23 protein-coding genes are annotated in these 23305 nt (G+C 69.5%); 14 read left to right on the top strand and 9 right to left on the bottom strand.

Annotated features, from left to right (window positions below; all coding sequences use genetic code 11):
* Positions 1 to 32 precede the first annotated feature (32 nt).
* Positions 33 to 743 carry a haloacid dehalogenase type II gene (locus tag G1H11_RS03545; protein WP_163816148.1) on the bottom strand — a complete coding sequence of 237 codons (711 nt, stop codon included), beginning with the start codon at positions 741 to 743 and terminating at the stop codon, positions 33 to 35.
* A gap of 344 nt (positions 744 to 1087) precedes the next feature.
* Here G1H11_RS03545 and G1H11_RS03540 point away from each other — a divergent pair, with 344 nt between their 5' ends.
* Entirely contained in the window at positions 1088 to 2188 is a 1101-nt protein-coding gene (locus tag G1H11_RS03540; protein WP_216843418.1) for a C45 family autoproteolytic acyltransferase/hydrolase, read from the top strand.
* 274 nt (positions 2189 to 2462) lie between these two features.
* On the opposite strand, the gene G1H11_RS03535 is transcribed toward G1H11_RS03540, so the two are convergent.
* Together G1H11_RS03535 and G1H11_RS03530 are read right to left on the bottom strand one after the other, a co-directional pair.
* A complete protein-coding gene (locus G1H11_RS03535) occupies positions 2463 to 3665 on the bottom strand; it encodes an acyl-CoA dehydrogenase family protein (RefSeq protein ID WP_163816146.1) in 1203 nt (400 codons plus the stop codon).
* 63 nt (positions 3666 to 3728) lie between these two features.
* Entirely contained in the window at positions 3729 to 4922 is a 1194-nt protein-coding gene (locus G1H11_RS03530; protein ID WP_163816143.1) for a CaiB/BaiF CoA transferase family protein, read from the bottom strand.
* Between the two features lie 226 nt (positions 4923 to 5148).
* On the opposite strand from G1H11_RS03530, the gene G1H11_RS26835 reads away from it, so the two are divergent.
* Both G1H11_RS26835 and G1H11_RS03520 read left to right on the top strand, forming a co-directional pair.
* Complete coding sequence (locus G1H11_RS26835) at positions 5149 to 6825, top strand: ATP-binding cassette domain-containing protein (protein ID WP_163816141.1); 1677 nt, start codon at positions 5149 to 5151, stop codon at positions 6823 to 6825.
* A gap of 38 nt (positions 6826 to 6863) precedes the next feature.
* On the top strand, positions 6864 to 7241 hold the full coding sequence (locus G1H11_RS03520) for a nuclear transport factor 2 family protein (RefSeq protein WP_163816139.1): 378 nt from the start codon (positions 6864 to 6866) through the stop codon (positions 7239 to 7241).
* Here G1H11_RS03520 and G1H11_RS03515 read toward each other — a convergent pair.
* Positions 7223 to 7837, bottom strand: coding sequence for a histidine phosphatase family protein (locus G1H11_RS03515; RefSeq protein WP_163816137.1), 615 nt, complete (start codon positions 7835 to 7837; stop codon positions 7223 to 7225). The genes G1H11_RS03520 and G1H11_RS03515 overlap by 19 nt on opposite strands.
* 262 nt (positions 7838 to 8099) lie before the next feature.
* Here G1H11_RS03515 and rplM point away from each other — a divergent pair, with 262 nt between their 5' ends.
* The 4 genes from rplM to G1H11_RS03495 all read left to right on the top strand — a co-directional run bounded on the left by rplM (position 8100) and on the right by G1H11_RS03495 (position 11664).
* The gene (gene rplM / locus G1H11_RS03510) at positions 8100 to 8543 is read left to right on the top strand and encodes a 50S ribosomal protein L13 (RefSeq protein ID WP_163816136.1); all 444 of its coding nucleotides are present in this window, start codon (positions 8100 to 8102) and stop codon (positions 8541 to 8543) included.
* A 38-nt stretch (positions 8544 to 8581) separates the two neighbouring features.
* Entirely contained in the window at positions 8582 to 9064 is a 483-nt protein-coding gene (gene rpsI, locus G1H11_RS03505; protein WP_163817010.1) for a 30S ribosomal protein S9, read from the top strand.
* 136 nt (positions 9065 to 9200) lie between these two features.
* Complete coding sequence (gene glmM, locus G1H11_RS03500) at positions 9201 to 10547, top strand: phosphoglucosamine mutase (RefSeq protein WP_163816134.1); 1347 nt, start codon at positions 9201 to 9203, stop codon at positions 10545 to 10547.
* Positions 10548 to 10671: 124 nt separating this feature from the next.
* Positions 10672 to 11664: a GNAT family N-acetyltransferase gene (locus G1H11_RS03495; protein ID WP_163816132.1), complete on the top strand. Its 993-nt coding sequence runs from the start codon at positions 10672 to 10674 to the stop codon at positions 11662 to 11664.
* Positions 11665 to 11774: 110 nt separating this feature from the next.
* Here G1H11_RS03495 and G1H11_RS03490 read toward each other — a convergent pair whose 3' ends face one another.
* From G1H11_RS03490 to coaA, 3 genes are read right to left on the bottom strand one after another with little or no spacing between them, the layout of a single operon-like run.
* Positions 11775 to 12563, bottom strand: a complete 789-nt coding sequence (locus tag G1H11_RS03490) for a PP2C family protein-serine/threonine phosphatase (RefSeq protein ID WP_163816130.1) — start codon at positions 12561 to 12563, stop codon at positions 11775 to 11777.
* A gap of 9 nt (positions 12564 to 12572) precedes the next feature.
* Positions 12573 to 13274 (bottom strand): ThuA domain-containing protein, encoded by a 702-nt coding sequence (locus G1H11_RS03485; protein ID WP_163816128.1) that lies wholly within the window; start codon positions 13272 to 13274, stop codon positions 12573 to 12575.
* 51 nt (positions 13275 to 13325) lie between these two features.
* Positions 13326 to 14279 carry a type I pantothenate kinase gene (gene coaA / locus G1H11_RS03480; RefSeq protein WP_163816126.1) on the bottom strand — a complete coding sequence of 318 codons (954 nt, stop codon included), beginning with the start codon at positions 14277 to 14279 and terminating at the stop codon, positions 13326 to 13328.
* Positions 14280 to 14423: 144 nt separating this feature from the next.
* On the opposite strand from coaA, the gene glmS reads away from it, so the two are divergent.
* Positions 14424 to 16271 (top strand): glutamine--fructose-6-phosphate transaminase (isomerizing), encoded by a 1848-nt coding sequence (gene glmS, locus G1H11_RS03475; RefSeq protein WP_163816124.1) that lies wholly within the window; start codon positions 14424 to 14426, stop codon positions 16269 to 16271.
* Between the two features lie 30 nt (positions 16272 to 16301).
* On the opposite strand, the gene G1H11_RS03470 is transcribed toward glmS, so the two are convergent.
* Complete coding sequence (locus tag G1H11_RS03470) at positions 16302 to 16445, bottom strand: hypothetical protein (RefSeq protein ID WP_163816122.1); 144 nt, start codon at positions 16443 to 16445, stop codon at positions 16302 to 16304.
* A 288-nt stretch (positions 16446 to 16733) separates the two neighbouring features.
* Here G1H11_RS03470 and G1H11_RS03465 point away from each other — a divergent pair, with 288 nt between their 5' ends.
* From G1H11_RS03465 to G1H11_RS03440, 6 genes are all read left to right on the top strand, one after another.
* Positions 16734 to 17090 (top strand): holo-ACP synthase, encoded by a 357-nt coding sequence (locus G1H11_RS03465; protein ID WP_163816120.1) that lies wholly within the window; start codon positions 16734 to 16736, stop codon positions 17088 to 17090.
* Positions 17087 to 18616, top strand: coding sequence for an NAD(P)H-hydrate dehydratase (locus G1H11_RS03460; protein WP_174257374.1), 1530 nt, complete (start codon positions 17087 to 17089; stop codon positions 18614 to 18616). The genes G1H11_RS03465 and G1H11_RS03460 overlap by 4 nt, the downstream gene beginning before the upstream one ends.
* Positions 18617 to 18675: 59 nt before the next feature.
* A complete protein-coding gene (gene alr / locus G1H11_RS03455) occupies positions 18676 to 19854 on the top strand; it encodes an alanine racemase (protein WP_163816119.1) in 1179 nt (392 codons plus the stop codon).
* Entirely contained in the window at positions 19851 to 21014 is a 1164-nt protein-coding gene (locus G1H11_RS03450; protein WP_163816117.1) for an alpha/beta fold hydrolase, read from the top strand. Before alr ends, G1H11_RS03450 begins: the two co-directional genes overlap by 4 nt.
* Entirely contained in the window at positions 21011 to 21499 is a 489-nt protein-coding gene (gene tsaE / locus G1H11_RS03445) for a tRNA (adenosine(37)-N6)-threonylcarbamoyltransferase complex ATPase subunit type 1 TsaE (RefSeq protein WP_163816115.1), read from the top strand. The genes G1H11_RS03450 and tsaE overlap by 4 nt, the downstream gene beginning before the upstream one ends.
* Before the next feature lie 343 nt (positions 21500 to 21842).
* Positions 21843 to 22148 carry a pentapeptide repeat-containing protein gene (locus tag G1H11_RS03440; RefSeq protein ID WP_216843417.1) on the top strand — a complete coding sequence of 102 codons (306 nt, stop codon included), beginning with the start codon at positions 21843 to 21845 and terminating at the stop codon, positions 22146 to 22148.
* 102 nt (positions 22149 to 22250) lie between these two features.
* On the opposite strand, the gene G1H11_RS03435 is transcribed toward G1H11_RS03440, so the two are convergent.
* Entirely contained in the window at positions 22251 to 23234 is a 984-nt protein-coding gene (locus G1H11_RS03435) for an acetylxylan esterase (RefSeq protein WP_163816113.1), read from the bottom strand.
* Positions 23235 to 23305: the final 71 nt, after the last annotated feature.

Here is a 23305-nt window from a genome sequence, read left to right as displayed (position 1 = left end):
GGCACATGGGTCAGGTGGCCAACCGTCGATGATCACGGGACTCGCGCGTGCTGGCGGCCGAGGAGTACAGCCGCGAGATCGGCGAGGCTGTCGGCTCGGTAGTCGAAGGCGTCGGTGGCCCGGGGTGGGTCGCCGACGGGCCGCCGGACATAGGCCGTGCGCAGTCCTAGGGCTTGAGCGCCGCGGAGGTCCCATGCGTGAGCGGCGACCATGAGCACGCGCTCAGGGGTGCCGCCGGTGAGGTCCACGGCGAGCCGGTAGACGTCAGGGGCGGGTTTGTAGCTCTGTGCGTCCTCGGCAGAGAGCACGTAGTGCCATCGCAGTCCGGCGTGGAGGTTGAGGCCGGTCAGGGTTGCCCGGCTCGCGTTCGACAGGCCCACGACAGGGAGATGACGTGCGATCCGTTCGAGAGCTTCGACGGTGTCGGGCCACGGGTCGAGCCGTCGCTCTGCCGTGGCGAGCCTGTCGACGGCGGTGGCGTCGGTGACGCCACACCTGGCCGCGATGAGTTCCGCCGCTTCGCGGTCGACGGCGTCGCTGTTGGCGTAGGGGCGGCCGCGGTCGAGCATCTTCTGTTGTTCGTCTGCGACGTAGTTCTGCCACATCTCGACGAGGCCGCCGACATCTCCGGCGCTGCTGTCCGGAGCCAGTTCGCGGATGCTGTCGTGCAGCCCGCCGGGCTCGTTGACGAGGGTGCCCAGGATGTCGAAGACCACGAGGTCGATGTCAGCGTACGAGGGCATGCTGCTCCGCCTTTCCGATGTGCTGGCGCTGCCTGGGGGCAGGGGGCGTCGTTGCGTGGACTCGCACAGCTCGAGCCGGATCGGGTGGAGGCGCTCGGCGCTCGCGGACGTTGCGCACCGGTCTCGTGAAGCCGGTCCCGCAGGACACGCCCGTCCGCTTGGGGGCGATGATGAGGTTGACCGGCCGATCGGTTGGCACAGCCCCGATCATAAGTCGCCGTCCTTGCCTGCTGATGAGACGACGACGCCGCCGAAGCCGACCGTGCCGGCCGTGCCGGCCGGCTTCGGTTCCATCGCCTCCGAGGCGCTTGGGACGCCGTTCTCAGCGCGGTAGCGTGACCGGCATGTCCACAGTGCGGCGCCACCCCGATGCCTTGCCGGCGTTCACCTCCACCGTGATGACGGCCGGTGGCCGAGGCCGGGAGTATGGCGCGGCGTGGAGCGAGGAGATTCAGGCGGGCCTCGCCGGCTACCTGAGATTGTTCGGTGCGGTGGGCGCGAGCGTCGACGAGGTCCGCTCGTGGGCCGAGCGCGCTCTCGAGGAGATCCAGGCGTGGGCTCCTGAGCTGGCGGAGGAGATCGCCGGGATCGCTACCGGAGCGGGCATGCCGGTGTGGCAGGTCGGCGCGGTGAACGCGCGCACCGAGATCCTGGCGGCGGTCCGTGCCCGTGGTCCGAACGAATGCTCGACGGCGGTCTCGGTCCCCCTCAGGGGGACACCCCGCACGATCCAGACCTGGGACTGGAACGACAGCCTCCGGGATACGCCGATGGCGTGGATCTACGAGCCCCGCCACGGTCATGTGGTTCGCGGCCTCACAGAGTTCGGGATCCTCGGAAAGATCGGCGTGAACAGCGCCGGTCTCGGCGTGCACTTCAATATCCTCCGGCACGCCTCGGACCACGACCGAATCGGCGTGCCGGTCCATGCAGTGGCCCGGCACATCCTCGACGAGGCGTCGACCGTGGACCAAGCGACCGAGATCGCCCGCTCCGCGCGGTTGTCTGCGTCGACGGTGCTCACCGTCGTGGCGCACGACGGTGAGCGCGGCAGCGTCGCTGGGCTGGAGCTGAGTCCGGCCGGGGTCGGAATGGCCGAGCCCGACGACGACGGCTTCTACGTCCACACCAACCACTTCCTGGACGCCTCGTTGAGCGGCGGCGAACGACTCGGGACGGTGCGGCCGAACACCTACGACCGGCTCAAGCGGATGCGTGCCCGGGGGGCCGGATTGTCGTCGGCGGATCTGATGACGCGAGTGGAGGCGATGCTCAGCCATGCTGAGGACGGTGCGCCGGTGTGCTGTCACGCCTCGGCCGACGACCCCTTCGAGCTGCGGTCGGAGACGCTGGCGACGGTGAGCATCGACGTGGCCGACGGTCGGCTCATGGTGCACCGCGGCGGTCCCTGCCAAGTTGCCCGCGAAACCTGGCAACGCGTCTAATCCAACCCCTGGCATGGGTTGTGGTCGCTGTGAGGGGCGATTTGTCCGATGTGTGGGACCACAGCCCATGCGAAGCACTGGTGCGGCGCAGAAGGTAGGAGCATGTTTCGTCGAAACATGCTCCTATCATTGGTGGCGCCATGATCCCTAAGCCTGAGCGCATTTTCGACCGGGACGTCGAGTGGCGGCACTTCGCGACGATACCTCCTCTGCCCATGACCAACGGGCAGGGAAGGGGTCGGGGCCGGAGGTCCGGCGGCTCAGGCTGACGACGTCAGCGGAAGGCGGCGTGGCCGGTCAGGGCCTGGCCGAGCACGAGCGTGTGCATCTCGACGGTGCCCTCGTAGGTGAGCACCGATTCGAGATTGTTCATGTGCCGGATCACCGGATACTCCAGCGAGATCCCGTTGGCGCCGAGGATGCCGCGGGCAGTCCGGCAGATCTCGAGAGCTTCCTGGACGTTGTTCAGCTTGCCCAGGCTGACCTGCTCGTGCCGGAGCCGTCCAGCGTCCTTGCGCCGGCCCAGATGCAGCGCCAGGAGGTGGCCCTTCACCAGCTCGACGGCCATGTTCGCAAGCTTCTGCTGAGTCAGCTGGAACCCGGCGATGGGCCGGCCGAACTGCTCGCGGTCGGAGGCGTAGGAGAGCGCGGACTCGAATGCGGCGCGGGCGGCGCCCATGGCGCCCCACACGATGCCGTAGCGGGCCTCGTTCAGACAGGACAGCGGCCCTCGCAGCCCCTGTGCCTCGGGGAGCATGGCGTCGGCCGGAAGACGGACGCCGTTGAGGACAAGCTCGCTGGTGACCGACGCCCGCAGCGACATCTTGTGCTTGATCTCCGGTGCGGAAAACCCTGGTGTGTCGGCCGGTACGACGAAGCCGCGGATGCCGTCGTCGGTCTGCGCCCACACCACGGCCACGTCGGCGATCGAGCCGTTGGTGATCCACATCTTCCGCCCGTCGATCACCCAGTCCGTGCCGTCCCGGCGCGCGCGGGTTCGCATGCCCGCCGGGTCGGAGCCGTGGTCCGGCTCGGTCAACCCGAAGCAGCCGATGGCGGTCCCGGCCGCCATCGGCGGAAGCCACGCCTGCTTCTGCTCCTCCGAGCCGAATCGCCAGATGGCGTACATCGCGAGGGAGCCCTGCACGGACACAAGGGAGCGCACGCCGGAGTCGCACGCCTCCAGTTCCAGGCAGGCCAGGCCGTACTCCGTGGCGGACATGCCGGCGCAGTCGTAGCCCGTCAGGTGCATGCCCAGGACGCCGAGCGTCCCGAGTTCGCGTGCCAGGCCGCGCACGTCGGGAATCTCGCCGTCCTCGAACCAGTCGCCTACATGCGGCTGGATCCGGTCGCTGCACAACTGCCGCACCGCCCCCCGAATGGCCCGCTCGTCGTCGGTGAGCTCGTCATCGATACCGGCGGGATCATGCGGGTCGAACGTGAGCAGGGCGGTCTCGTGAGCGGACTTGATCGTCATCGAGGGTCCTTCCGGGGTGCGCGCGGCGGAAAAGCGGCGACGGGTAGCGGCGGGTAGTGGCGATCAGCCGCCGGGCCGGGGCAGCGGCGCCGACGGTTCGCCGGAGAGCCACGCTCGGACGGTGTCGCCATGTTGGTCCAGCCGCGGGGGTGGTGTGGGCCGCGAGGTTGCGGACGGGGCGTCGGCATGCTCGTGCCTCCGGCTGGAGAACCGGACCGGGGGAGCGACCTGACGGGGGTGGTCCTCGCCCATCTCCACCGTGGGGGCGAGCCCCAGCTCTTCGGCCCGGGTCACGGCGGAAGCGATGTCGGACACCTGGCCGGCCGAGATGCCGGCAGCGAGCAGTTTCGGCTCCCACACCTCCGGCACGTTCGACGCCAGCGCCGCCTCCAGGGACCCGGTCAACGCGTGCCGGTTCTCCACCCGGGCGCCGTTGGTGGTGAAGCGAGGGTCGTCGGCGAGGGACGGTACGCCGAGGACCTCGGTGAGGCGGCGAAACTGCCGGTCGTTGCCGCATGCCAAGGCAAGAAAGCCGTCCTGGCAGCGCAGCACCTCATACGGGGCGATCGAGGGGTGCCGGTTTCCCATGCGCCGTGGCGGCTCGCCGGTGGTGAGGTATCCGGAGACCTGGTTGACGAGGGATCCGAGGAGGCTGGAGAGCAGGTTCACCTCCACGTGGCTGCCGTGGCCCGTCCGGCGCCGGGATTCGACCGCCGCGAGGATGCCGATAGTCGCGTCCTTGCCGGTAAGCACGTCGACCAGCGCGACGCCCACCTTCTGCGGTTCCCCGTCCGGTTCACCGGTCACGCTCATCAGCCCGCCGACGGCCTGCACCACGAAGTCGTAGCCGGGGATGTCCGCACCCGCGCCGCTGCCGAACCCGGTGATCGAGCAGTACACGACGCCCGGATTGGTGGCGGCCACGTCGTCGTACCCCAGGCCGTGCTTCGCCATCGTCCCGGTGCGGAAGTTCTCGACGACGACGTCCGCCCGGCGCGCCAGTTCCTGTGCGCGGGCCAGGTCGTCCGGATCACCGAGATCCAGTGCCACGCTCTGCTTGGACCGGTTGACGGCCTCGAAGTAGGAGCTCGAGCTTGGCGTCCAGGGCGGACCCCACGAGCGGGTGTCGTCGCCGGAACCCGGACGTTCCACCTTGATCACGGTGGCGCCCAGGTCGGCCAGGGTCATCGTGGCGAGCGGCCCGGCCAGCACGCGACTGAAGTCGGCGACGAGCAGCCCGTCGAGGGGTGGGGTCATACCGTCGATGATCTCTCGTTCCGCTGGTCGGAACGAACCGGGTGGACCGCTGCCACGACGTGGCTGGCTCTGCGCGACTCGGGCTTCGTCTGACCTGAAGCAGTGTGCGCAGCGTCAGGTTACCGACGTTGTCAGGGTGATCGCCCCGACAATGTCGGTTCTCTGGCGTGGCTGCGGACGAAAATGCATCGACACGCCGCCTAGGACGGCGGGACACTGGATGATTGTGGGCCACGTCGACCTGAACTCCGTCTCCTTCACGCTGCCCGACGGGCGGGTGCTGCTCGACGACGTGTCCTTCCGAGTGGGCGACGGCGCGAAGGTTGCGCTGGTAGGACCCAACGGATCGGGCAAGACGACGCTACTGAAGATCGTGGCGGGCGACCTCGAGCCGCACCAAGGCGCGATCACCCGGACCGGTGGCCTGGGCATCATGCGGCAGTTCGTGGCGCGTGACGCCGAGGACGTCCGGTCCTTGCTGCTGTCGGTCGCCCCGCCGCGAGTCCGGCGTGCGGCCGCGGCCGTCGACGCCGCCGAGCTGGCCATGATGGACCGCGACGACGAGCCCACCCAGATGGCCTACGCCGAGGCGTTGAGCGAGTGGGCCGACGCCGGCGGCTACGAGGCCGAGGTGTTGTGGGACGTATGCACGACGACGGCTCTGGGCGTGCCGTTCGAACGGTGCCAGTGGCGGCAGGTTTCCACTTTGTCCGGCGGCGAGCAGAAGCGGCTCGTGCTCGAGGCACTGCTGCACGGGCCCGACGAGGTGCTGCTGCTCGACGAGCCGGACAACTTCCTCGACGTGCCCGGTAAACGCTGGCTCGAAGAGCGGATCGCCGAGACGCCGAAGACGGTCCTGTTCGTCAGCCACGACCGGGAGTTGCTTGCGCGCACCGCCACTCGCATCGTCACCGTGGAGCTCGGCTCGGCCGGCAACACCGTGTGGGTCCACCCCGGCGGGTTCGCGTCGTACCACGAGGCGCGCAGGGACCGGTTCTCCCGGCTGGAGGAGCTGCGTCGTCGCTGGGACGAGGAGCACGCCAAGCTCAAGGCGCTGGTGCAGATGTACAAGCAGAAGGCCGCCTACAACTCCGACATGGCCTCGCGGTACCGGTCTGCCCAGACCCGACTGCGGCGGTTCGAGGAGGCCGGTCCGCCACAGGCGATACCGCGCGAGCAGAACGTGACGATGCGGCTGCGCGGAGGGCGCACCGGCAAGCGCGCGGTGGTGTGTGAAGAACTGGAACTGACCGGCCTGATGCGTCCGTTCGATTTGGAGGTCTGGTACGGCGAGCGGGTCGCCGTGCTCGGCTCCAACGGTTCCGGTAAGTCCCACTTCCTGCGCCTGCTCGCTGGTGGCGGTACCGATCCGGAAGCCGAGCATCTACCGGTCGACGACGTCCCGATCCCGCCGGTGGCACATTCCGGTGTGGTGCGACTCGGCGCCCGGGTACGCCCTGGCTGGTTCGCACAAACCCACGACCACCCGGAGCTTGCGGGGCGTTCTCTTCTGGAGATCCTGCACCGTGGTGACGGCCGCCGTTCCGGCATGGCGAGGGAGGAGGCGGGCCGCACCCTCGACCGCTACGAGCTGGCCTATGCGGCCGAGCAGGCCTTCGACTCCCTGTCCGGCGGGCAGCAGGCCCGGTTCCAGATCCTGCTCCTCGAACTGTCCGGTGCCACCTTGCTCCTGCTCGACGAGCCCACCGACAACCTTGACCTCGTCTCGGCCGAGGCAATGCAGGACGGGCTGGAGGCATTCGACGGAACCGTGCTCGCGGTGACCCATGACCGGTGGTTCGCCCGGGACTTCGACCGTTTCCTCGTCTTCGGCGCGGACGGAACGGTCTACGAGTCGCCGGAGCCGGTGTGGGACGAGGGTCGCGTCGTACGCCCGCGCTGACCCGCGGTGTTGTCAGACCTTCCTGGCATGCTCAGGGCATGGAGCCGATGAAGGTGGTCGAAGCGTTGTGGGAGCGGATCGAGGAGCGGGACTGGGCCGGCGTCGGCGATCTCGTGGCCGAAGATGCGGTGATCGAGTGGCCGGCGAGCGGTGAGCGGATCGTCGGGCGGACGAACTTCGTCGCGGTGAACAGTGAGTACCCCGAGGGCTGGTCCATCCGGGTGCTGCGGATCGTGGCCGATGGGGACGACGTCGTGGCCGAGGTGGAGGTGCCGCACGTGAGCATGGGCGTGTTCCGGGCGGCGTCGTTCTGGACCGTGCGCGACGGTCAGGTCGTCCACGGCCGCGAGTACTGGACGAGTGTCGGCGGTGACCCGGCGCCGGAGTGGCGTCGGCGCTATGTCGAGCCATTGTGACGCGCGCCGAACGGGGGTAGGCCCGACGGCGCCCGGAGGCTTTCACCGATCGGCCGGTCTGTCGGGATTACGAACTCCCAGCCCTCTTGCCATGTGAACGGGGCGTCCACCACGTCCCCGAGGGACGCGCCGCCGAGCAGAACCTGCAGGGCCCACCTGTTCGCGGAGTGTGCGATCACAAGAACCCGATTTCCTTGCCAGGTCGCGGCCAGGTCGTTCAGGAACAGTGCGGTAGCGGCGACCACGTCTCGGTAGCTCTGCCCTCCCGGGAACGGCACGTCGACCCGCATGGCGCGCTCGGCCGCCAGCACCTCCACGGGGCAGCCGTTGAGCTCGCCGTAGTCGCATTCGCGCAGCCGCGGATCCTGAATGATCTCGATGGATGTGCCGGCGAAGGCGATCTCCGCCGTCTCGACGGCCCGGCGTAGATCGGAGGTGAATACGGCGGCGATGCCATCGTCTCGACGTCGCGCGCCCAGGTCGGCCGCGAGGTGGCGGCCACGTGCGGAGAGCTTGCCCGGCAGCCAGCCGGTGGCTATGCCCTTCTCGTTGTCCTCGCTGATCGAATGGGTCTCGTAGACAAGCTCGACGGGCACGCCGGATCACTCCTCGCTGCTGTGGCTAGAGGTGGTGCGGAGGCCGTATACTCGGCGACCTGGAACGTCGTGACGGGAAGCAATACCACAGCGTAGGGCTTCCCACTGGCGACGACGCCCGGGTGGCGGCTCATGTTTTGACCGCGTGCCCCCGGGCCGAGTAAGCTAGGGCGTCGTTGTGTGTGCCGGCGTTTTGCCCTGTCGGGTGGGCGGTGCACCAAGACCGAACCATCCTTACCGACCAAAGCGAAGGCCTACGACCGTGCGCACGTACAGCCCCAAGCCCGGTGACGTCGAGCGTCAGTGGCATGTCATCGACGCCACCGACATCGTCCTCGGCCGGCTCGCCTCCCACACCGCCACTCTGCTGCGCGGAAAGCACAAGCCCGTCTATGCGCCGCACGTTGACACCGGTGACTTCGTCATCGTCATCAACGCGGACAAAGTGGCGCTGACCGGTAACAAGCTCGATCAGAAGATTGACTACCGGCACTCCGGCCGTCCCGGTGGCCTGCGCGCCACCACCTATGCGGACCTGCTGGAGAAGAACCCGCGCCGGGTCATCGAGAAGGCTGTCAAGGGCATGCTGCCGCACAACAGCCTCGGCCGGAAGATGCTGGGCAAGCTGAAGGTCTATGCCGGACCGGAGCACCCGCACGCGGCTCAGAAGCCGGTTCCCTTCGAGATCGGTCAGGTCGCGCAGTGAGTGCCACCGACACCCAGATCAACACCGTGAGCGAGGACATGACGGAAACCACAGTCGAGAACGAGGCCGGCGCCGAGGAGACCTCGCCCGAGAGCTTCACATCCGAGTCGACCCCATCGCGATTCTCCGCGATCGAGCCGGCGATGGCCACCGGCCGTCGCAAGGAGGCCATCGCGCGGGTCCGTATCACGCCCGGCGGCGGCCAGTGGAAGGTCAATGGCCGCGCGCTGGAAGAGTACTTCCCGAACAAGGTTCACCAGCAGCTGATCCGCTCGCCTTTCGTCGAGCTGGAGCTGGACGGCCGCTACGACATCCAGGCACGGCTGCACGGCGGTGGCCCCTCGGGACAGGCCGGCGCGCTGCGCCTCGCCATCGCGCGGGCGCTCAACGCCGCTGATGTCGACAACAACCGCGCCGTGCTCAAGAAGGCCGGATTCCTGACCCGCGACGCTCGGGTCACGGAGCGCAAGAAGGCCGGTCTGAAGAAAGCGCGTAAGGCCTCGCAGTACAGCAAGCGTTAGACAGCGCCAGCACCGCGCCTGTCAGATGGTTCGGCCCCGGGGGACTCGACGGCTCCCGGGGTCGAACTCGTTCCGCGTACACAGGCGCGGCCGCGGCTTGTGACCTGGGCGATGAAGCCGGAACAAGGAGAAGAACGTGGCGGGTCTCTTCGGCACCGATGGCGTACGGGGATTGGCGAATGTCGATCTCACGGCGGAGCTGGCGCTTGATCTGTCCGTGGCTGCCGCGCACGTCCTCGGTGAGGCCGGAGCGTTCGGCACCGACCGGCCCACCGCGGTGGTGGGCCGCGATCCGCGGGCTTCCGGGGAGTTCCTCGAGGCCGCCGTGGTGGCAGGCTTGGCGAGCGCGGGGTTGGACGTGCTGCGCGTCGGTGTTCTGCCCACTCCTGCCGTCGCGTTCCTCACCGGCCGCCTCGATGCCGAGCTCGGCGTGATGCTGTCGGCGAGCCACAACCCGATGCCGGACAACGGCATCAAGTTCTTCTCCAAGGGCGGGCACAAGCTCGAAGACGCTCTGGAGGACGCGATCGAGGCCCGGCTGCGCGAGCCGTGGAAGCGCCCTACCGGCGCCGGCGTCGGGCGTGTGCTCGACTACCCGGAAGGGTTGGAGACCTACGTCGCCCACGTGGTGGGCTCTGCCCCATACCGGCTGGACGGGCTGAAGGTCGTGGTCGACTGCGCTCATGGCGCGGCGTATCAGGCAGCGCCTGAGGTGTTGCGCCGGCTTGGCGCCGACGTCGTGACGGTCTGTGCGGAGCCGGACGGCTTGAACATCAACGACGGCTGCGGATCGACGCACATGGACAGTCTCGTCGAGACCGTTGTCGAGGTCGGCGCTGATGCCGGCATCGCGCACGACGGCGACGCGGACCGATGCCTCGCCGTCGACGCGGCCGGGCAGATCGTGGACGGCGACCAGATCCTGGCCATCCTGGCCGCCGGCATGCACGAGGACGGGTTGCTCCGTCACGACACCGTTGTCGCCACGGTGATGTCCAACGAGGGCCTCCGGCTGGCCATGCGGACGGCCGGCATCACCGTGATCGACACGGCCGTCGGAGACCGCTACGTGCTCGAGGCGATGAAAGACGGCGGCTATGCGCTGGGCGGCGAGCAGTCCGGGCACGTCATCCTGCTCGACCACAGCACCACCGGCGATGGCGTGCTCACGGCGGCGCACCTGCTCGCCCGAGTCGCCGGCACGGGGCGCCCTCTCGGCGATCTCGCCGGCATCGTCGAACGGCTGCCGCAGGTGCTCGTCAACGTGCCCGGGGTCGACAAAGCCAGGGTTGCCACCGACGACGGCGTCCGTGCGGCCATCGCCACGGCCGAGACGGAGCTGGGCGAAACCGGCCGGGTGCTGTTGCGCCCATCGGGGACAGAGCCGCTTGTCCGGGTGATGGTCGAGGCCGCCACCGTCGACCAGGCCGATGCCGTGGCTCGTCGTCTTGCCGCCGCGGTGGAGGAGTCGCTCGCCCTCTGATCAGCGATCAGCTGATCGAACGGCGCTCTCTGTGGGCGATTTCGGCATCTGATCCACTAGGGGAGCAGGGTCCGGCCGCGAAAATCCGTTGCGGTCGTGTCTTGGTAAGCGCCACTCTTGGTGCATGCGCATCCGGACCATCACGTCAGCAGAGGACGCCTTCTCGGCGTGGTACGAGACCTACCACTCGGCGCACGTCGCGGACCATCCGACCGGTCCGCGATATAGCGAGCGCGAGCTTCGGGTGATCTTCGATCCCAGCGAGCACGTGGACGCGAAGCTGTGGCTGGCGGAGGAGGACGCTCGCCCAGTTGGCGCGGCCAAGCTCGGCCTTCCGTTGCGAGACAACACGGCCCTCGGCGAGCCGGAGATCTGGGTGAGGCCCGAGGCACGGCGGCGCGGGGTCGGCACAGCGCTTCTGGAGACGCTCGAGGGTGCGGCCCGGGAGAACCAGCGCACGAGCTTGCTTACCTACCTTGAAGGTCCGGCCGACGCGTCGCAGACGTCGGGGACGCGGTTCTTCGAGAAGCATGGGTTCACCCGCCGCATCACCGAGATCGCCCGGGTACAGCGGCCACCGTTCGATCTGGACGCCATCGCCAAGGCGGAGGACGAAGCCCGTCCGCACGCGGAGGGGTACCAGATCGTGGCCTGGCGAGACCGGGTACCCGATGACCTGGTGGATGAGTACGCCCGGCTTGAGGGAAGGCTCTCCACCGATGCACCGCTCGGCGAGCTGGACTACCAGCCGGAAGTCTGGGACGAAGCGAGGATCCGCAAGATCGAGGAGCGGGCGCAGCGTATGGGCCGCAGCGCATGGAGCGCCGTGGCGGTGTCCGGGGACGGCACCATGGCCGGTCTGACCCGGATCACCGTTCACCAGGACAGCGACGAGGTCGGCTTCCAGGACACGACGCTGGTCGACCCCGGTCACCGGGGGCATCGCCTCGGTCTCCTGCTCAAGGCGGCGAACTTCCGTCAAGTGCTGCGTGACCGACCGGGTATTCAAGCCATTTGGACCTGGAACGCTGACTCGAATCAGCAGATGATCAGCATCAACGAGACGCTGGGCTACCGGGTGGAGGGCTGGGCGGCCGGGTATCAGCGCGACGTGTGACCGCTCCCCACCCACGCCAGCCCTGAATGATCATGTAAACCATGTTTTCTCGTGCTTCACCAGGGCTGCAGACATGGTGAAGCACGAGAAAACATGGTTTACATGATCATTCAGGAGGCGGCGGCGCCGGTGACGTAGGTTGGTGCTGGGTCGACCTGGCCGTCGGCCGGCTCCAGCCCCACGACGTCGGCCAGGACTACCGTGATGTTGTCCGGTCCACCGCCGTCGAGCGCCAGCCGGATCAGCTCGTCGGCAGCCGACTCGACCGTATCCGCCGACGTGAGCGTCTCCTGAAGGACCTCGTCGGTGAGGACGTCGGTGAGGCCGTCGCTGCAGATGAGAATCCGGTCCCTGACCTCGACCTCCACCAGGAAGAGATCCGGCTCGACCGGCTCGACTCCCTGCAAGACCTTGGTCACCACGGACCGCGCCGGGTGCACTCTCGCCTCGGACGGTGTGATGTGCTTGTCGTCCACCAGGGTCTGGACGAAGGTGTGGTCGCGGGTGAGCTGGCGCAGCTCCCCGGCTCGCAGGAGGTAGGCCCGGGAGTCGCCGATGTGGCCGACCGCCACCGTGCCCGGCGGCAGGTGCGCGCCCGACGTGACGATGACGGTGGCTGTGGTGCCCATGCCGTTGCGCTCCGGCGCGTCGATGACGAGCTGCCGGATACGCGCATTGGCCGCGGAGAACAATGCGGCGAGCGAGCCGACCGGGTCCGGGGCCCCGTCGAGGTCTGCCCGGATCAGCTCGTCGACCGTCGCGTGGCTGGCGACCTCACCGGCAGCGTGCCCGCCCATACCGTCGGCGACAGCCAGGACGTTCGGTCCGGCGATCGCCGCGTCCTCGTTGCCGTCTCTGCTGAGACCGACGTCTGAACGCGCTGTGTAGCGCAAGTGCATGAGTACACCCTAGGGTGCCGACGCCGCGGATGGTGATGGCACGCCCGAGTTTGGATCATCTCCAGCGGCGTGCCGGATGCCGCCCAGCAGATGCTGGCGGAAGCGGGGCTCGCCGAAGGCCTCGGGGGCGTGCCCCAGGGCGGTGTAGAAGCAGCGGCCGTCGTCCACGCGATGGTGCCAGGCGATGGGGTGGCCCGGTCCCATCTCGCCGCCCTCGTAGGTCGACTCGTCGACGGAGAGGAGCACGTTGACCCGGCCCCGGGGGTCTGCACGGAAGTTGTACCACTCGTCGGTCCACGCCCATGTCGGTCCGAGATGGGCGGTGGCAGGATGCGTGGAGTCCTCGACGACGACGGTGGCGGGCTGCACGTGCGGGTGCCCGTTGAACCGCGCGCCGACGACGTCGCCGTAGAACGGCCAGTGGTATTCCGTCGTGGATGCGGCGTGGATGCCCGCGTATCCCCCGCCGGATCGAATGTAGCTCTCCAGCGCCCTCCGCTGGGCGTCGTCGAAAACCTCACCGGACGTGCTCAGGAACACCACGGCCGCGACGCCGGCCAGGTTCTGCGGAGTGAAGGCAGACGCGTCTTCGGTCACCTCGACGCCGTATCCGGCCTCGGCTCCGATCTGGCTCAGCGCGGCGGCACCCGCTTCGATGGATTCGTGCCGGTATCCGGTGGTCTTGGAGAACACGAGCAGGCGACCAGTCACCCGCTGATCCTAACGAAAGACGCACACGGCCCCGGGAGCCCATCCGCGGCGTCAGATCTTGCGTAGCCGGATCCGCTGGACCGCGTGGTCGTGGGCCTTGGTGAGGACGAGCGTCGCACGGCCCCGGGTGGGGAGGATGTTCTGGGTGAGGTTGGGGCCGTTGATCGTGTCCCAGAGGTGCTCGGCCTGGGCGACGGCGGCATCGTGGTCCAGTTCCGCATACCGCCGGAAGTAGGACTCGGGCCGCCGGAAGGCGGTTTCGCGCAGGCGCAGGAAACGGCGCACGTACCAGTGGCGGACGTCGTCGTCGGCGGCGTCGACGTAGATGGAGAAGTCGAAGAAGTCGCTGACCGCGAGCCCGGAGACGCCGTTGCCCCGCGCCCGGGCCGGCTGCAACACATTGAGGCCCTCCAGGAGGACGATGTCCGGCCGTTTGAGCACCACGTGCTCACCGGCCACGATGTCGTACGTCAAATGGGAGTAGACAGGCGCGGTGATCTCCTCCGCGCCGGACTTCACCGAGGCGACGAAACGCAGGAGCGCGCGGCGATCGTAGGACTCCGGGAACCCCTTGCGCTGCAACAGCTGGCGCCGTTCCAGCTCGGCGTTGGGCAGGAGGAATCCGTCGGTGGTGACGAGCGCGACGCGGGGGTGGTCCGGCCAGCGGGCGAGGAGCAGCCGCAGGAGCCGTGCGATGGTGGACTTGCCGACCGCCACGGAACCCGCGATGCCGATCACGAAAGGCGTGCGCTCCGCGAAGGATCCGAGGAACGTCGTCGTCGCCTCATGCAGGCGCGCTGTTCCCCGCACCCGCAGGTTCAGCAGCCGGGACAGGGGCAGGTAGATGTCGCGGACCTCGTCGAGATCCACCTCGTCGCCGAGCCCTCGCAGCGCCTCCAGCTCGTCGGCGTTGAGCGGCAGGGGGGTCTGGTCGCGCAGGTGCGCCCACTCGGCCCGGTTGAGGTCGACGAAGGGGGACAGCGGCGCTGCTCCGTGTTCGGTCATGGCGCCCCTATTGTGCGCGAGCGAGGCGTCGCTCGCAGCACGGGTACCCACGACGACCTCACGGCACGGCCCGGGGCGGGTGGCGTAAGCCGCCGGAGCGGGTGGACTGGGGCCGCGGGTGTGGCGGGGACTACGCTGGCTGGCGTGTGCGGCATCGTGGGATACGTAGGCGGCCAGCAGGCGATCGACATCGTCGTGCAGGGGCTGCGCAGACTCGAGTACCGGGGATACGACTCCGCCGGCATCGCCGTCGTCGCGGACGGCGCGCTGGCGTCGACCAAGCGCGCCGGTAAGCTCGCCAACCTGGAGAAGGCGCTGGACGAGGTGCCGTTGCCCGCGTCCACCACCGGTCTCGGACACACCCGCTGGGCCACGCACGGGCCGCCCACCGACGGCAACGCCCACCCACACCTGGACGAGGCCGGCCGGGTCGCGGTGATCCACAACGGCATCATCGAGAACTTCGCCCGGCTGCGCGCCGAGCTGGAGGCGTCCGACGTGACGTTCGCCTCGGACACGGACACCGAGGTGGTGTCCCACCTCCTTGCCGCCGAGGTCGCAGGCGGGGCGGACCTGGCCGACGCCATGCGTGCGGTGTGCCTGCGTCTCGAGGGTGCGTTTACGCTGCTGGCCGTGCATGCCGACGTGCCGGACCGGGTGGTGGCGGCTCGTCGTAATTCCCCCCTGGTGGTCGGCTTGGGGGAGGGCGAGAACTTCCTCGCCTCGGATGTCTCCGCGTTCATCGCCCACACCCGGGAAGCGCTGGAGGTGGGCGACGGGCAGGTGGTGGACCTCACCGCCGACGAGGTCACGCTCACCGACTTCTACGGCGCGCCGGCAGAGGAGCGCCGGTATCACGTCGACTGGGACGCCTCGGCCGCGGCCAAGGACGGCTACGACTACTTCATGCTCAAGGAGATCGCCGAGCAGCCCAAGGCGGTGGCGAACACGCTGCTGGGGCGGGTCGGCGCGGGTGGGCAGCTGTCTCTGGACCAGATGCGGCTGTCCAACGAGGAGCTGCGGGAGATCGACAAGGTCGTCGTCATCGCGTGCGGCACCGCCTATCACGCCGGGATGGTGGCCAAGTACGCCATCGAGCACTGGACCCGGGTGCCCTGCGAAGTGGAGCTGGCCAGCGAGTTCCGCTACCGCGACCCGGTGGTCGACCGGCAGACGCTCGTCATCGCGATCAGCCAGTCCGGCGAAACCATGGACACGCTCATGGCGTTGCGCTACGCGCGGGAACAAGGTGCGCGTGTGCTGGCGATCTGTAACACCAACGGCTCGACTATTCCGCGAGAGTCCGACGCGGTGCTGTACACCTACGCCGGTCCCGAGGTGGCGGTGGCGTCCACCAAGGCGTTCCTCACCCAGCTCATCGCGTGCTATCTGGTGGGTCTGTATCTCGGGCAGGTGCGCGGGACCAAATGGGGCGACGAGATCCGCTCCGTCGTCCGGGACCTGTCCGACCTGCCGTCCAAGGTGGACCAGGTCCTGGAGACCATGGAGCCGGTCCGGGCACTGGCTCGCGAGCTGTCCGGCGCCACGTCGGTGCTCTTCCTCGGCCGCCATGTCGGCTACCCCGTGGCCCTCGAGGGCGCGCTCAAACTCAAGGAGCTCGCCTACATGCACGCCGAGGGGTTCGCGGCGGGCGAGCTGAAGCACGGCCCCATCGCGCTGATCGAGGACGGGGTGCCGGTGATTGTCGTCGTGCCGTCCCCTCGAGGGCGGTCCGTGCTCCACGACAAGATTGTCAGCAACATCCAGGAGATCCGTGCCCGCGGCGCCCGCACCATCGTAATCGCCGAGGAGGGCGACGAAGCCGTGGCGCCCTACGCCGATCACATCGTCCGGGTGCCGGACTGCCCCACCCTTCTGCAGCCGGTGGTAGCCACAGTTCCGTTGCAGGTGTTCGCCTGCGAGATGGCCAGCGCTCGCGGGTTCGACGTGGACCAGCCGCGGAACCTGGCGAAGAGCGTCACCGTCGAGTAGGCGCTGCTTGCACGGCTGCGCTCTTGTGGATCAGGTGAGCCCGACGACGGCGAGGACGAACGCCGTGCCGACCAGGCCCACCATGGTCAAGGCGTGCCGCCGCAGTGCTGAACGATGCGCCGGGCGCTCCTCCGGCAGAGCGAAGATCCGTTGCGGCCATAGCCGCCACGACACGCGAACGAAACGGCGCCTGCTCGTCGTCGGAGCCGAAGAAGCGAGCCGCCCTCGGCTGCACGATCACAAGGCTGTACAGCGTCGAACCCAGCCACGCGGCTAGCAGCCCTAGATGAGCGACCGCCAGGAGACTGAGCACGATGGTCGAGTCTAGTGCCCCGCACAGGAACGGAGCGTGATGCGCTGACCGCCTCCGAGAAGTGAACGAAACGGCCGGCGGAGCAGGTACTCGGCCCACCCAGGCCAGTGTGCGGCCGCGGCCGACGACCGGACCCGTAGGCTGAGAGGGTGATCGTTGGCGTGGGTATCGACGTCGTGGACATCGGGCGGTTCGCCGAGACGCTGGAACGGACGCCGGCGCTGGCCGAGCGGGTCTTCACTCCGGCCGAGCGCGACCGGCCCATCTCCTCGCAGGCCGCGCGGTTCGCGGCGAAGGAGGCGCTGGCCAAGGCGCTCGGCGCACCCATCGGCTTGCAGTGGCACGACGCCGAGGTGGTCAGCGACGAGAACGGCCGGCCGTGGTTCGCCGTCCGCGGCACCGTGGAGCGGCGCTGTGCCGAACTCGGGGTGAAGACGATGCATCTGTCCTTGTCGCACGATGCCGGGGTGGCGTCGGCGATGGTGGTCCTGGAGGGAGCTGAATGATCACCGCGCATTCCGTGGCCGACGTACGTGCGGCGGAGTCGGCACTCCTGGCGACGCTCCCCGACGGTGCGCTCATGCAGCGAGCGGCAGCGGGGCTGGCAGCGGTGTGCGCCCGGATCCTGCGAGGCGCGGACAACGCCTCACCCGGAATGGATTGGCGTGGTGGAGGACAGGTCACGCGGCCAGCTCGCGGCGGGCCTTACGGCGCCCGTGTGGTGCTCCTGGTCGGCAGCGGCGATAACGGCGGCGACGCCTTGTGGGCGGGCGCCCGGCTGGCGCGGCGCGGAGCCCGTGTGGATGCGGTGGTGCTGCGGCACGACCGGGTCCACGAGTCGGGCCTCAGCGCGTTCCTCGATGCCGGCGGGCGCGTGCTCTCCGACGACGACGGCCCCCTCACGCCGGCAGCGGAACAGGCCGTCAGGAAGGCGGACATCGTCCTCGACGGCATCCTCGGCATCGGCGGGAAGGGCGGACTGCGCGACGACGCGGCGTACCTCGCCGCACTGGCCTCCGCGGACGCGGGCCTGGTGATCGCGGTCGACCTGCCCAGCGGTATCGACGCGGACACGGGAGAGACCCCGGGCGCGCATGTGCGCGCGGACGTCACCGTCACGTTCGGCACGCACAAGGTCGGGTTGCTGATCGACCCGGCAGCCGAAGCCGCCGGGCACATCGAGCTGGTCGATATCGGACTGGGACCCTACCTGCCCCGGCCGGCGGTAGAGATGCTCGAACACGGCGACGTTGCGGCCCGAATCCCGGTCCCGGGCCGGCACGCCGACAAGTACCGGCGTGGCGTGCTCGGCATGCTCGCCGGCTCCACTCGGTATCGCGGTGCTGCCCTGCTGTCCGTGGGCGGTGCCGTGCACGGCGGGGCCGGCATGGTCCGCTACGCCGGCCCACGCGAGGTCTCCGCGATGGTGCTGGAGCGCTGGCCCGAGGCCGTCACTGCACCGGACGTCGAGCACACCGACAGGGTGCAGGCGTGGGCGGTGGGATCGGGTCTCGGTGACGATCGCGGCGACGAGGCCGAAGCCGCGCTCGCCTCCGGCCTGCCGGTGCTGGTGGACGCCGATGGTCTCCGCCACCTGCCCGCCGAACTGACGTGTCCGGCGCTGCTCACGCCACACGCCGGAGAGCTCGCCCGGATGCTCGACGTGGACCGTGGCGACGTCGAAGCCCGCCGGCTGCATCATGCCCGGGAAGCAGCCCGGAGATGGGGTGCCACCGTCCTGCTCAAGGGATCGACGACGCTCGTTGTGTCACCGGACGGGCGGGTCCGGGTTAATTCCACCGGTACGCCCGCTCTGGCCACGGCCGGTTCGGGGGACGTGCTGGCGGGCCTGGGCGGCGCACTGCTCGCGGCCGGGCTGGACCCGCTCGACGCCGGCAGCGTCGCCGCCCACATCCACGGCGTCGCAGGTCAGGTGGCGGCCGGGACAGCCGGACAACCCGCGGCCAGCGACGTGCTGGACGCCGTCCCAGGCGCGATGGTCAGCCTGGTGGCCGCGCACGACCTGCTCTGATCGGCCGATCAGGCCGGGGTTGACGTGTTCGCCGCGGCTGGTTCTGCGAGAATCGCCACGTGGTCGAACACGCAGGTGCCGCCGTCGCGCATGCCCAGGTGCGCGTCGACTTGGCGGCCATTCGCGGCAACGTGGCCGAGTTGCGGGCACGGGCCGGATCCGCACAGGTGATGGCCGTGGTCAAGGCGGACGGTTACGGCCACGGCCTGGTCCAGGCCGCCCGGGCCGCGCAGGCCGGTGGTGCCACGTGGCTGGGCACGGCCGTGCTGACGGAGGCGCTCGCGCTGCGCGCGGCCGGAGTCGGCGGACGGCTGATGGCCTGGCTGTGCGCGCCGGGCGAGCGGTGGACGGATGCCCTGGCCGCGGACGTCGACGTCTCGGCGTCGGCTACCTGGGCGGTGGACGAGATCGCGGCGGCCGCACGTGAGACGGGTCGAGTCGCCCGGCTGCACCTCAAGGTCGACACCGGCCTCGGCCGATCCGGCGCCACCCAGGCCGACTGGCCCGCGCTGGTCGATCATGCCCTGAAGGCGCAGGCGGAAGGTGTCCTGGAGGTGGTGGGGCTGTGGTCGCACTTCGCGATCGCCGACGCGCCGTACCACCCGGTCAACACCGCGCAGATCGAGGCCTTCCAGTCCGCCGTCGCCCTCGCCGAGGCCCGCGGGGCGCGTCCGGAGGTTCGGCATCTGGCGAACTCGGCCGCTACCCTGATGCTCCCGCACACCCATTTCGATCTCGTCCGCGCCGGCCTGGCCGTATACGGGCTCTCACCGGTGCCGGACCTGGCGGCTCCGCCGGACGTGGGGTTGCGTCAGGCCATGTCGGTGCACGCGCGGCTGGCGCTCACCAAGCGGGTTCCCGCCGGCAGCGGCGTGTCCTACGGGCACTTCTACGTGACGGACAAAGAGACCACACTCGGCCTGGTGCCGCTGGGCTATGCCGACGGGGTGCCCCGGCACGGCTCGGGCGGCGACGGCGGTCCCGGTGCGCCCGTTCTGGTAGGCGGTAAGGTGCGTCGCGTGGCCGGCCGGGTGTGCATGGACCAGTTCGTCGTCGACCTCGGTGACGACGACGTCCGGGCCGGCGACGACGTCGTCCTGTTCGGCGATGGCGTCGGCGGCGAGCCCACCGCCCAGGACTGGGCGCAGGCCTGCCGGACCATCTCCTACGAGATCGTCACCAGATTCGCGCCGCGGCTGCCCCGCGTGTATACCGGCGCGGAGGAGGACCGGGCGTGAGACTCCTCACCAGAGGCAAGAACATGGGTGTGGCGGGAGCCTGGCTCGGGGTGGCCGCCGCGGGAGCGGCGGTCGGGTTCGCGGCTGAGCGCTATGTGATGGGCCGGTCCCTCCGGCGTGACGACCCGTACGCCGACGAGCCGTTCGGCACGTTGCGAGGCACCTCGCAGATCGTGGTAGCCGACGACGGCGCGCCGCTGTATGTGGAGGTCGACGAGCCGCCGCAACCCACCGACCTCACCATCGTGTTCAGCCATGGCTACGCGCTGACACAGGATTCGTGGCATTTTCAGCGCCGCGACCTTCGCGGCCACGCCCGGCTGGTCTTCTGGGATCAGCGGCGGCACGGTCGCTCGGGTGGCGCTCCCGGGGGTGACGACCTCTCACCGCCCCCGAATCAGGGCACCGGCCGCAGACCCTCGAGGCAGGCCGTAGTCCGGGAACGGCTGGCGGCCGACCTCGCCGCGGTGCTCGACGCCGTGGTGCCCACCGGGCCGATGATACTCGTCGGGCACTCGATGGGCGGGATGACGATCCTGGCGCTGGCGCTGGAGCGTCCGGAACTGTTCGGCGAGCGGATCCGAGGCGTGGCGATGATCGCCACCACCGCCACGGGCCTCAACGGATCGGCCCTGGGTCTCCCGGCACCAGTGGGCAAGCTGGCCAGCCGCAGCGCCCCGGGACTGGTCGCCGCATTGGCCCGCCGCCCGGAGCTGATCGAGCGAGGGCGGCGGGTGGGAAGCGACCTCGGCTACGTGGTGACCCGGCGCTACTCGTTCGACGACGGCGGGTCGCCCGCGCTGGTCGAGTTCACCGCAGCCATGAACGCGTCGACGCCGGTGGAGGTTCTCGCGGAGTTCCTTCCGGTGGTGTGGGGCATCGACGCACACGATGCGTTGCCGGTACTGGCCCCGTTGCCCGGACTGGTCATCGCCGCCGACCACGATCATCTCACCCCGGTGAAGCACAGCAGGGACATCGCCAAGGCGCTGCCGCACGCCGAGTACATCGAGGTAGCCGACTCCGGGCACATGGTTCTGCTCGAACGGCACGAACTCGTCACCGAGCACCTGGCGGCGCTGGTGGCCCGGGTACGCGACGGCATGCCGCCGCCCCGGCGCACGATGACGAGAGTCAAGAGTCTTCTGGGGCGGCGATGATCGAGCTCGATATCCCGGATGCCGAGGCCATGCAGGAGCTCGGCGGGCGGGTGGCCGGCATCGTGAGCGCCGGTGATCTGCTGCTGCTCGGCGGGGGGCTCGGTGCCGGAAAGACCACGTTCACTCAGGGTCTCGGCGCGGGCCTCGGCGTGCGCGGCCCGGTCACCTCGCCCACGTTCGTGATCGCCAGGGTTCATCCGTCCTTGCGCGGCGGCGTGCCGCTGGTGCACGTGGACGCCTACCGGCTCGGAGGGTGGGACGAGCTCGAGGACCTCGACCTCGAAGCCACCCTGGACGAGGCGGTCACCGTGGTGGAGTGGGGTGAGGACTTCGCCGAAGGCTTGGCCGGAGAACGCCTGGAGATCCACATCGACCGGTCGGTGCACGGCGCGCCGGAAGGCCGGGCGGATCTGCGGCGGGTGCGCATCGCCGGTGTCGGCCCCCGCTGGAACGACGCCGACCTGCGCGGCCTCCTGGTGGCCTGACTCCTCTGCACAGGCCTGACTCTGGTGCCCGGCTTGACTTCGCTGCTGAGGCTTGACTTCGCTGCCGTGAATCGCGTTTGCGGGCACGTTCGGCGGCATTCGCGCGATTCTGGGCAGTGAAGTCAAGCTTGAGCAGAGAAGTGAGCCGCGGAGCGGACTGTGTCGGTTCGAGATGCAAGCCTGGGTGTGTGCAGAGCAGACCCGAGAGTCCCCATGCTGATCATTCCGGTGTTGCGCCGACGTCGCTCGACGAGCGCCTGGCCTCAGGCGCCGAGATCACCGACGCCGATCTGTCGGCCCGTGACCTCAGGGAGGTCCTCGGCGCGCACTGGATCATCCGCGGGTGTTCCGGCGCTGTGACTTCTCCGAGTCGGACCTGTCGAAGGCGTGGCTCGACGATGCCGTGCTCGCCGGAGCCGACCTGAGGGACACGGTGTGGATCGGCTCACGGCTGCGTGGTGCCGAGCTGCGCGCGGCCGAATTCGACGGCGCCGACCTGCGCGCGGCCGAATTCGACGGCGCCGACCTGCGTGGTGCTGACCTCGGCGAGTTTCCCTTGCAGGACGCTCATCGGCTGGCCGGCGCCACCATCTCCGCGGATCAGGCGGCCGTGATCCTCGGCCAGCTCGGCATCGTCGTCGAGGGCTGATGCCCGGGGGTGCGGTCAGCTCGTATCCGGCGCCCGACGCCTGTGCCGGGGCGTGTGCGCGGCGAGCGATGGGGTCGTGGGATCCGCGCCGGTGCCGCCCTGTCAGCCTTGGAAGAGCTTGTGGGCCAGCTGGTGAAACCGGTCGAGCTCCTCGGCGTCGCCGGGATAGTCGGCATGTCCGGCGCTGAAGACGAAGAGCTCCTTCTCAGCGGCGACGGCGTTGCACACGGCGAACTGTCCCGGTGGCGGTACGGCCGGGTCCCACAAGGCCGGTCCGAGGACGGCCGGAATGCGCAGATGCCTGGCGGCAACGGCCGCATCGAAGTATCGGAGCACGCCGGCCACGTGCGGATTCATCTGGGCGTACCGTCGCACCGCTTCGCCGCTGCCGGTGCACGGCAGAGTGAGACGCAAGGGATGGTTGCCGAAGCTCGGCACGTGCAGTGCGGCTGCGGTGAAGCGGGGGTCCCAGGGCAGCGCCAGCGCCCCGATGCCGCCGCCGAAACTGCCGCCGAGGTAGTTCAGCCCCTCTGGACGGATCGGCAGCAGCTGGAGCAGCGCGCTGGCCGCGCACCACAGGTCTGCGGCGCATCCGCCGTGCACGTAGGTGTCGACGGAGTCGATGCCGTGCAGCACGTGCTCGGCCGAGCTCGACGGGATACCGGGGAGGACCCCGTGGGTCTCAAGACCGCGAGACACCGGGAAGATCGCCGCGGCCCGCTCCGGCACCACGGTCAGGTCGGGTTCGGCGCGGCCGCCGTAGCCGTGGCCGACGACGACGGCCTGACTCACCTCGTCGTCGGCGGGAAGCACGACCCAGCCGCCGAGACGAACTCCGCCGAGGGAGCTGAACTCCACCTCGTGAACCCTCATGCCGCAGCCGCTCTGCTGAGCGGGTGAAAGGACCGGTGCCGAGAGCACCGGCGCCGGGTCCACCGTGAGCGCTCGCCGGTACAGGCCCTGCCAGAATTCGGCGAAGCCCGGCGGCTCGTCCGGTGCACCGACGCGGAGCAAGGCAGCCTCGTCGTAGCCGTATGTCGCGTCGAACGCGGCGTCGCCGAACCAGTCGTCGAAAGGAGGTCGCATGCCGCAAGTCCATCATGCTTCGCGACGCGTCCGGACCCGCCGGCAGCCCCCGGCGGGGCGTCCGGTCCGTC

This window comes from Phytoactinopolyspora alkaliphila, from assembly GCF_010550695.1.
Classification (GTDB): domain Bacteria; phylum Actinomycetota; class Actinomycetes; order Jiangellales; family Jiangellaceae; genus Phytoactinopolyspora; species Phytoactinopolyspora alkaliphila.
Note: the sequence above shows the minus strand (reverse complement) of the source record. Positions and strands in the feature narration are given on the sequence as shown.

Bases quoted from the DNA above. Each gene is read 5' to 3' on its own strand.
- G1H11_RS03435 (WP_163816113.1), bottom strand. From the start codon at position 23,234: ATGCGACCTCCTTTCGACGACTGGTTCGGCGACGCCGCGTTCGACGCG.
- G1H11_RS03490 (WP_163816130.1), bottom strand. From the start codon at position 12,563: ATGCACTTGCGCTACACAGCGCGTTCAGACGTCGGTCTCAGCAGAGAC.
- G1H11_RS03545 (WP_163816148.1), bottom strand. From the start codon at position 743: ATGCCCTCGTACGCTGACATCGACCTCGTGGTCTTCGACATCCTGGGC.
- G1H11_RS03495 (WP_163816132.1), top strand. From the start codon at position 10,672: ATGCGCATCCGGACCATCACGTCAGCAGAGGACGCCTTCTCGGCGTGG.
- G1H11_RS03460 (WP_174257374.1), top strand. From the start codon at position 17,087: ATGATCACCGCGCATTCCGTGGCCGACGTACGTGCGGCGGAGTCGGCA.
- G1H11_RS03540 (WP_216843418.1), top strand. From the start codon at position 1,088: ATGTCCACAGTGCGGCGCCACCCCGATGCCTTGCCGGCGTTCACCTCC.
- G1H11_RS03530 (WP_163816143.1), bottom strand. From the start codon at position 4,922: ATGACCCCACCCCTCGACGGGCTGCTCGTCGCCGACTTCAGTCGCGTG.
- G1H11_RS03520 (WP_163816139.1), top strand. From the start codon at position 6,864: ATGGAGCCGATGAAGGTGGTCGAAGCGTTGTGGGAGCGGATCGAGGAG.
- rpsI (WP_163817010.1), top strand. From the start codon at position 8,582: ATGACGGAAACCACAGTCGAGAACGAGGCCGGCGCCGAGGAGACCTCG.
- coaA (WP_163816126.1), bottom strand. From the start codon at position 14,279: ATGACCGAACACGGAGCAGCGCCGCTGTCCCCCTTCGTCGACCTCAAC.
- tsaE (WP_163816115.1), top strand. From the start codon at position 21,011: ATGATCGAGCTCGATATCCCGGATGCCGAGGCCATGCAGGAGCTCGGC.
- G1H11_RS03535 (WP_163816146.1), bottom strand. From the start codon at position 3,665: ATGACGATCAAGTCCGCTCACGAGACCGCCCTGCTCACGTTCGACCCG.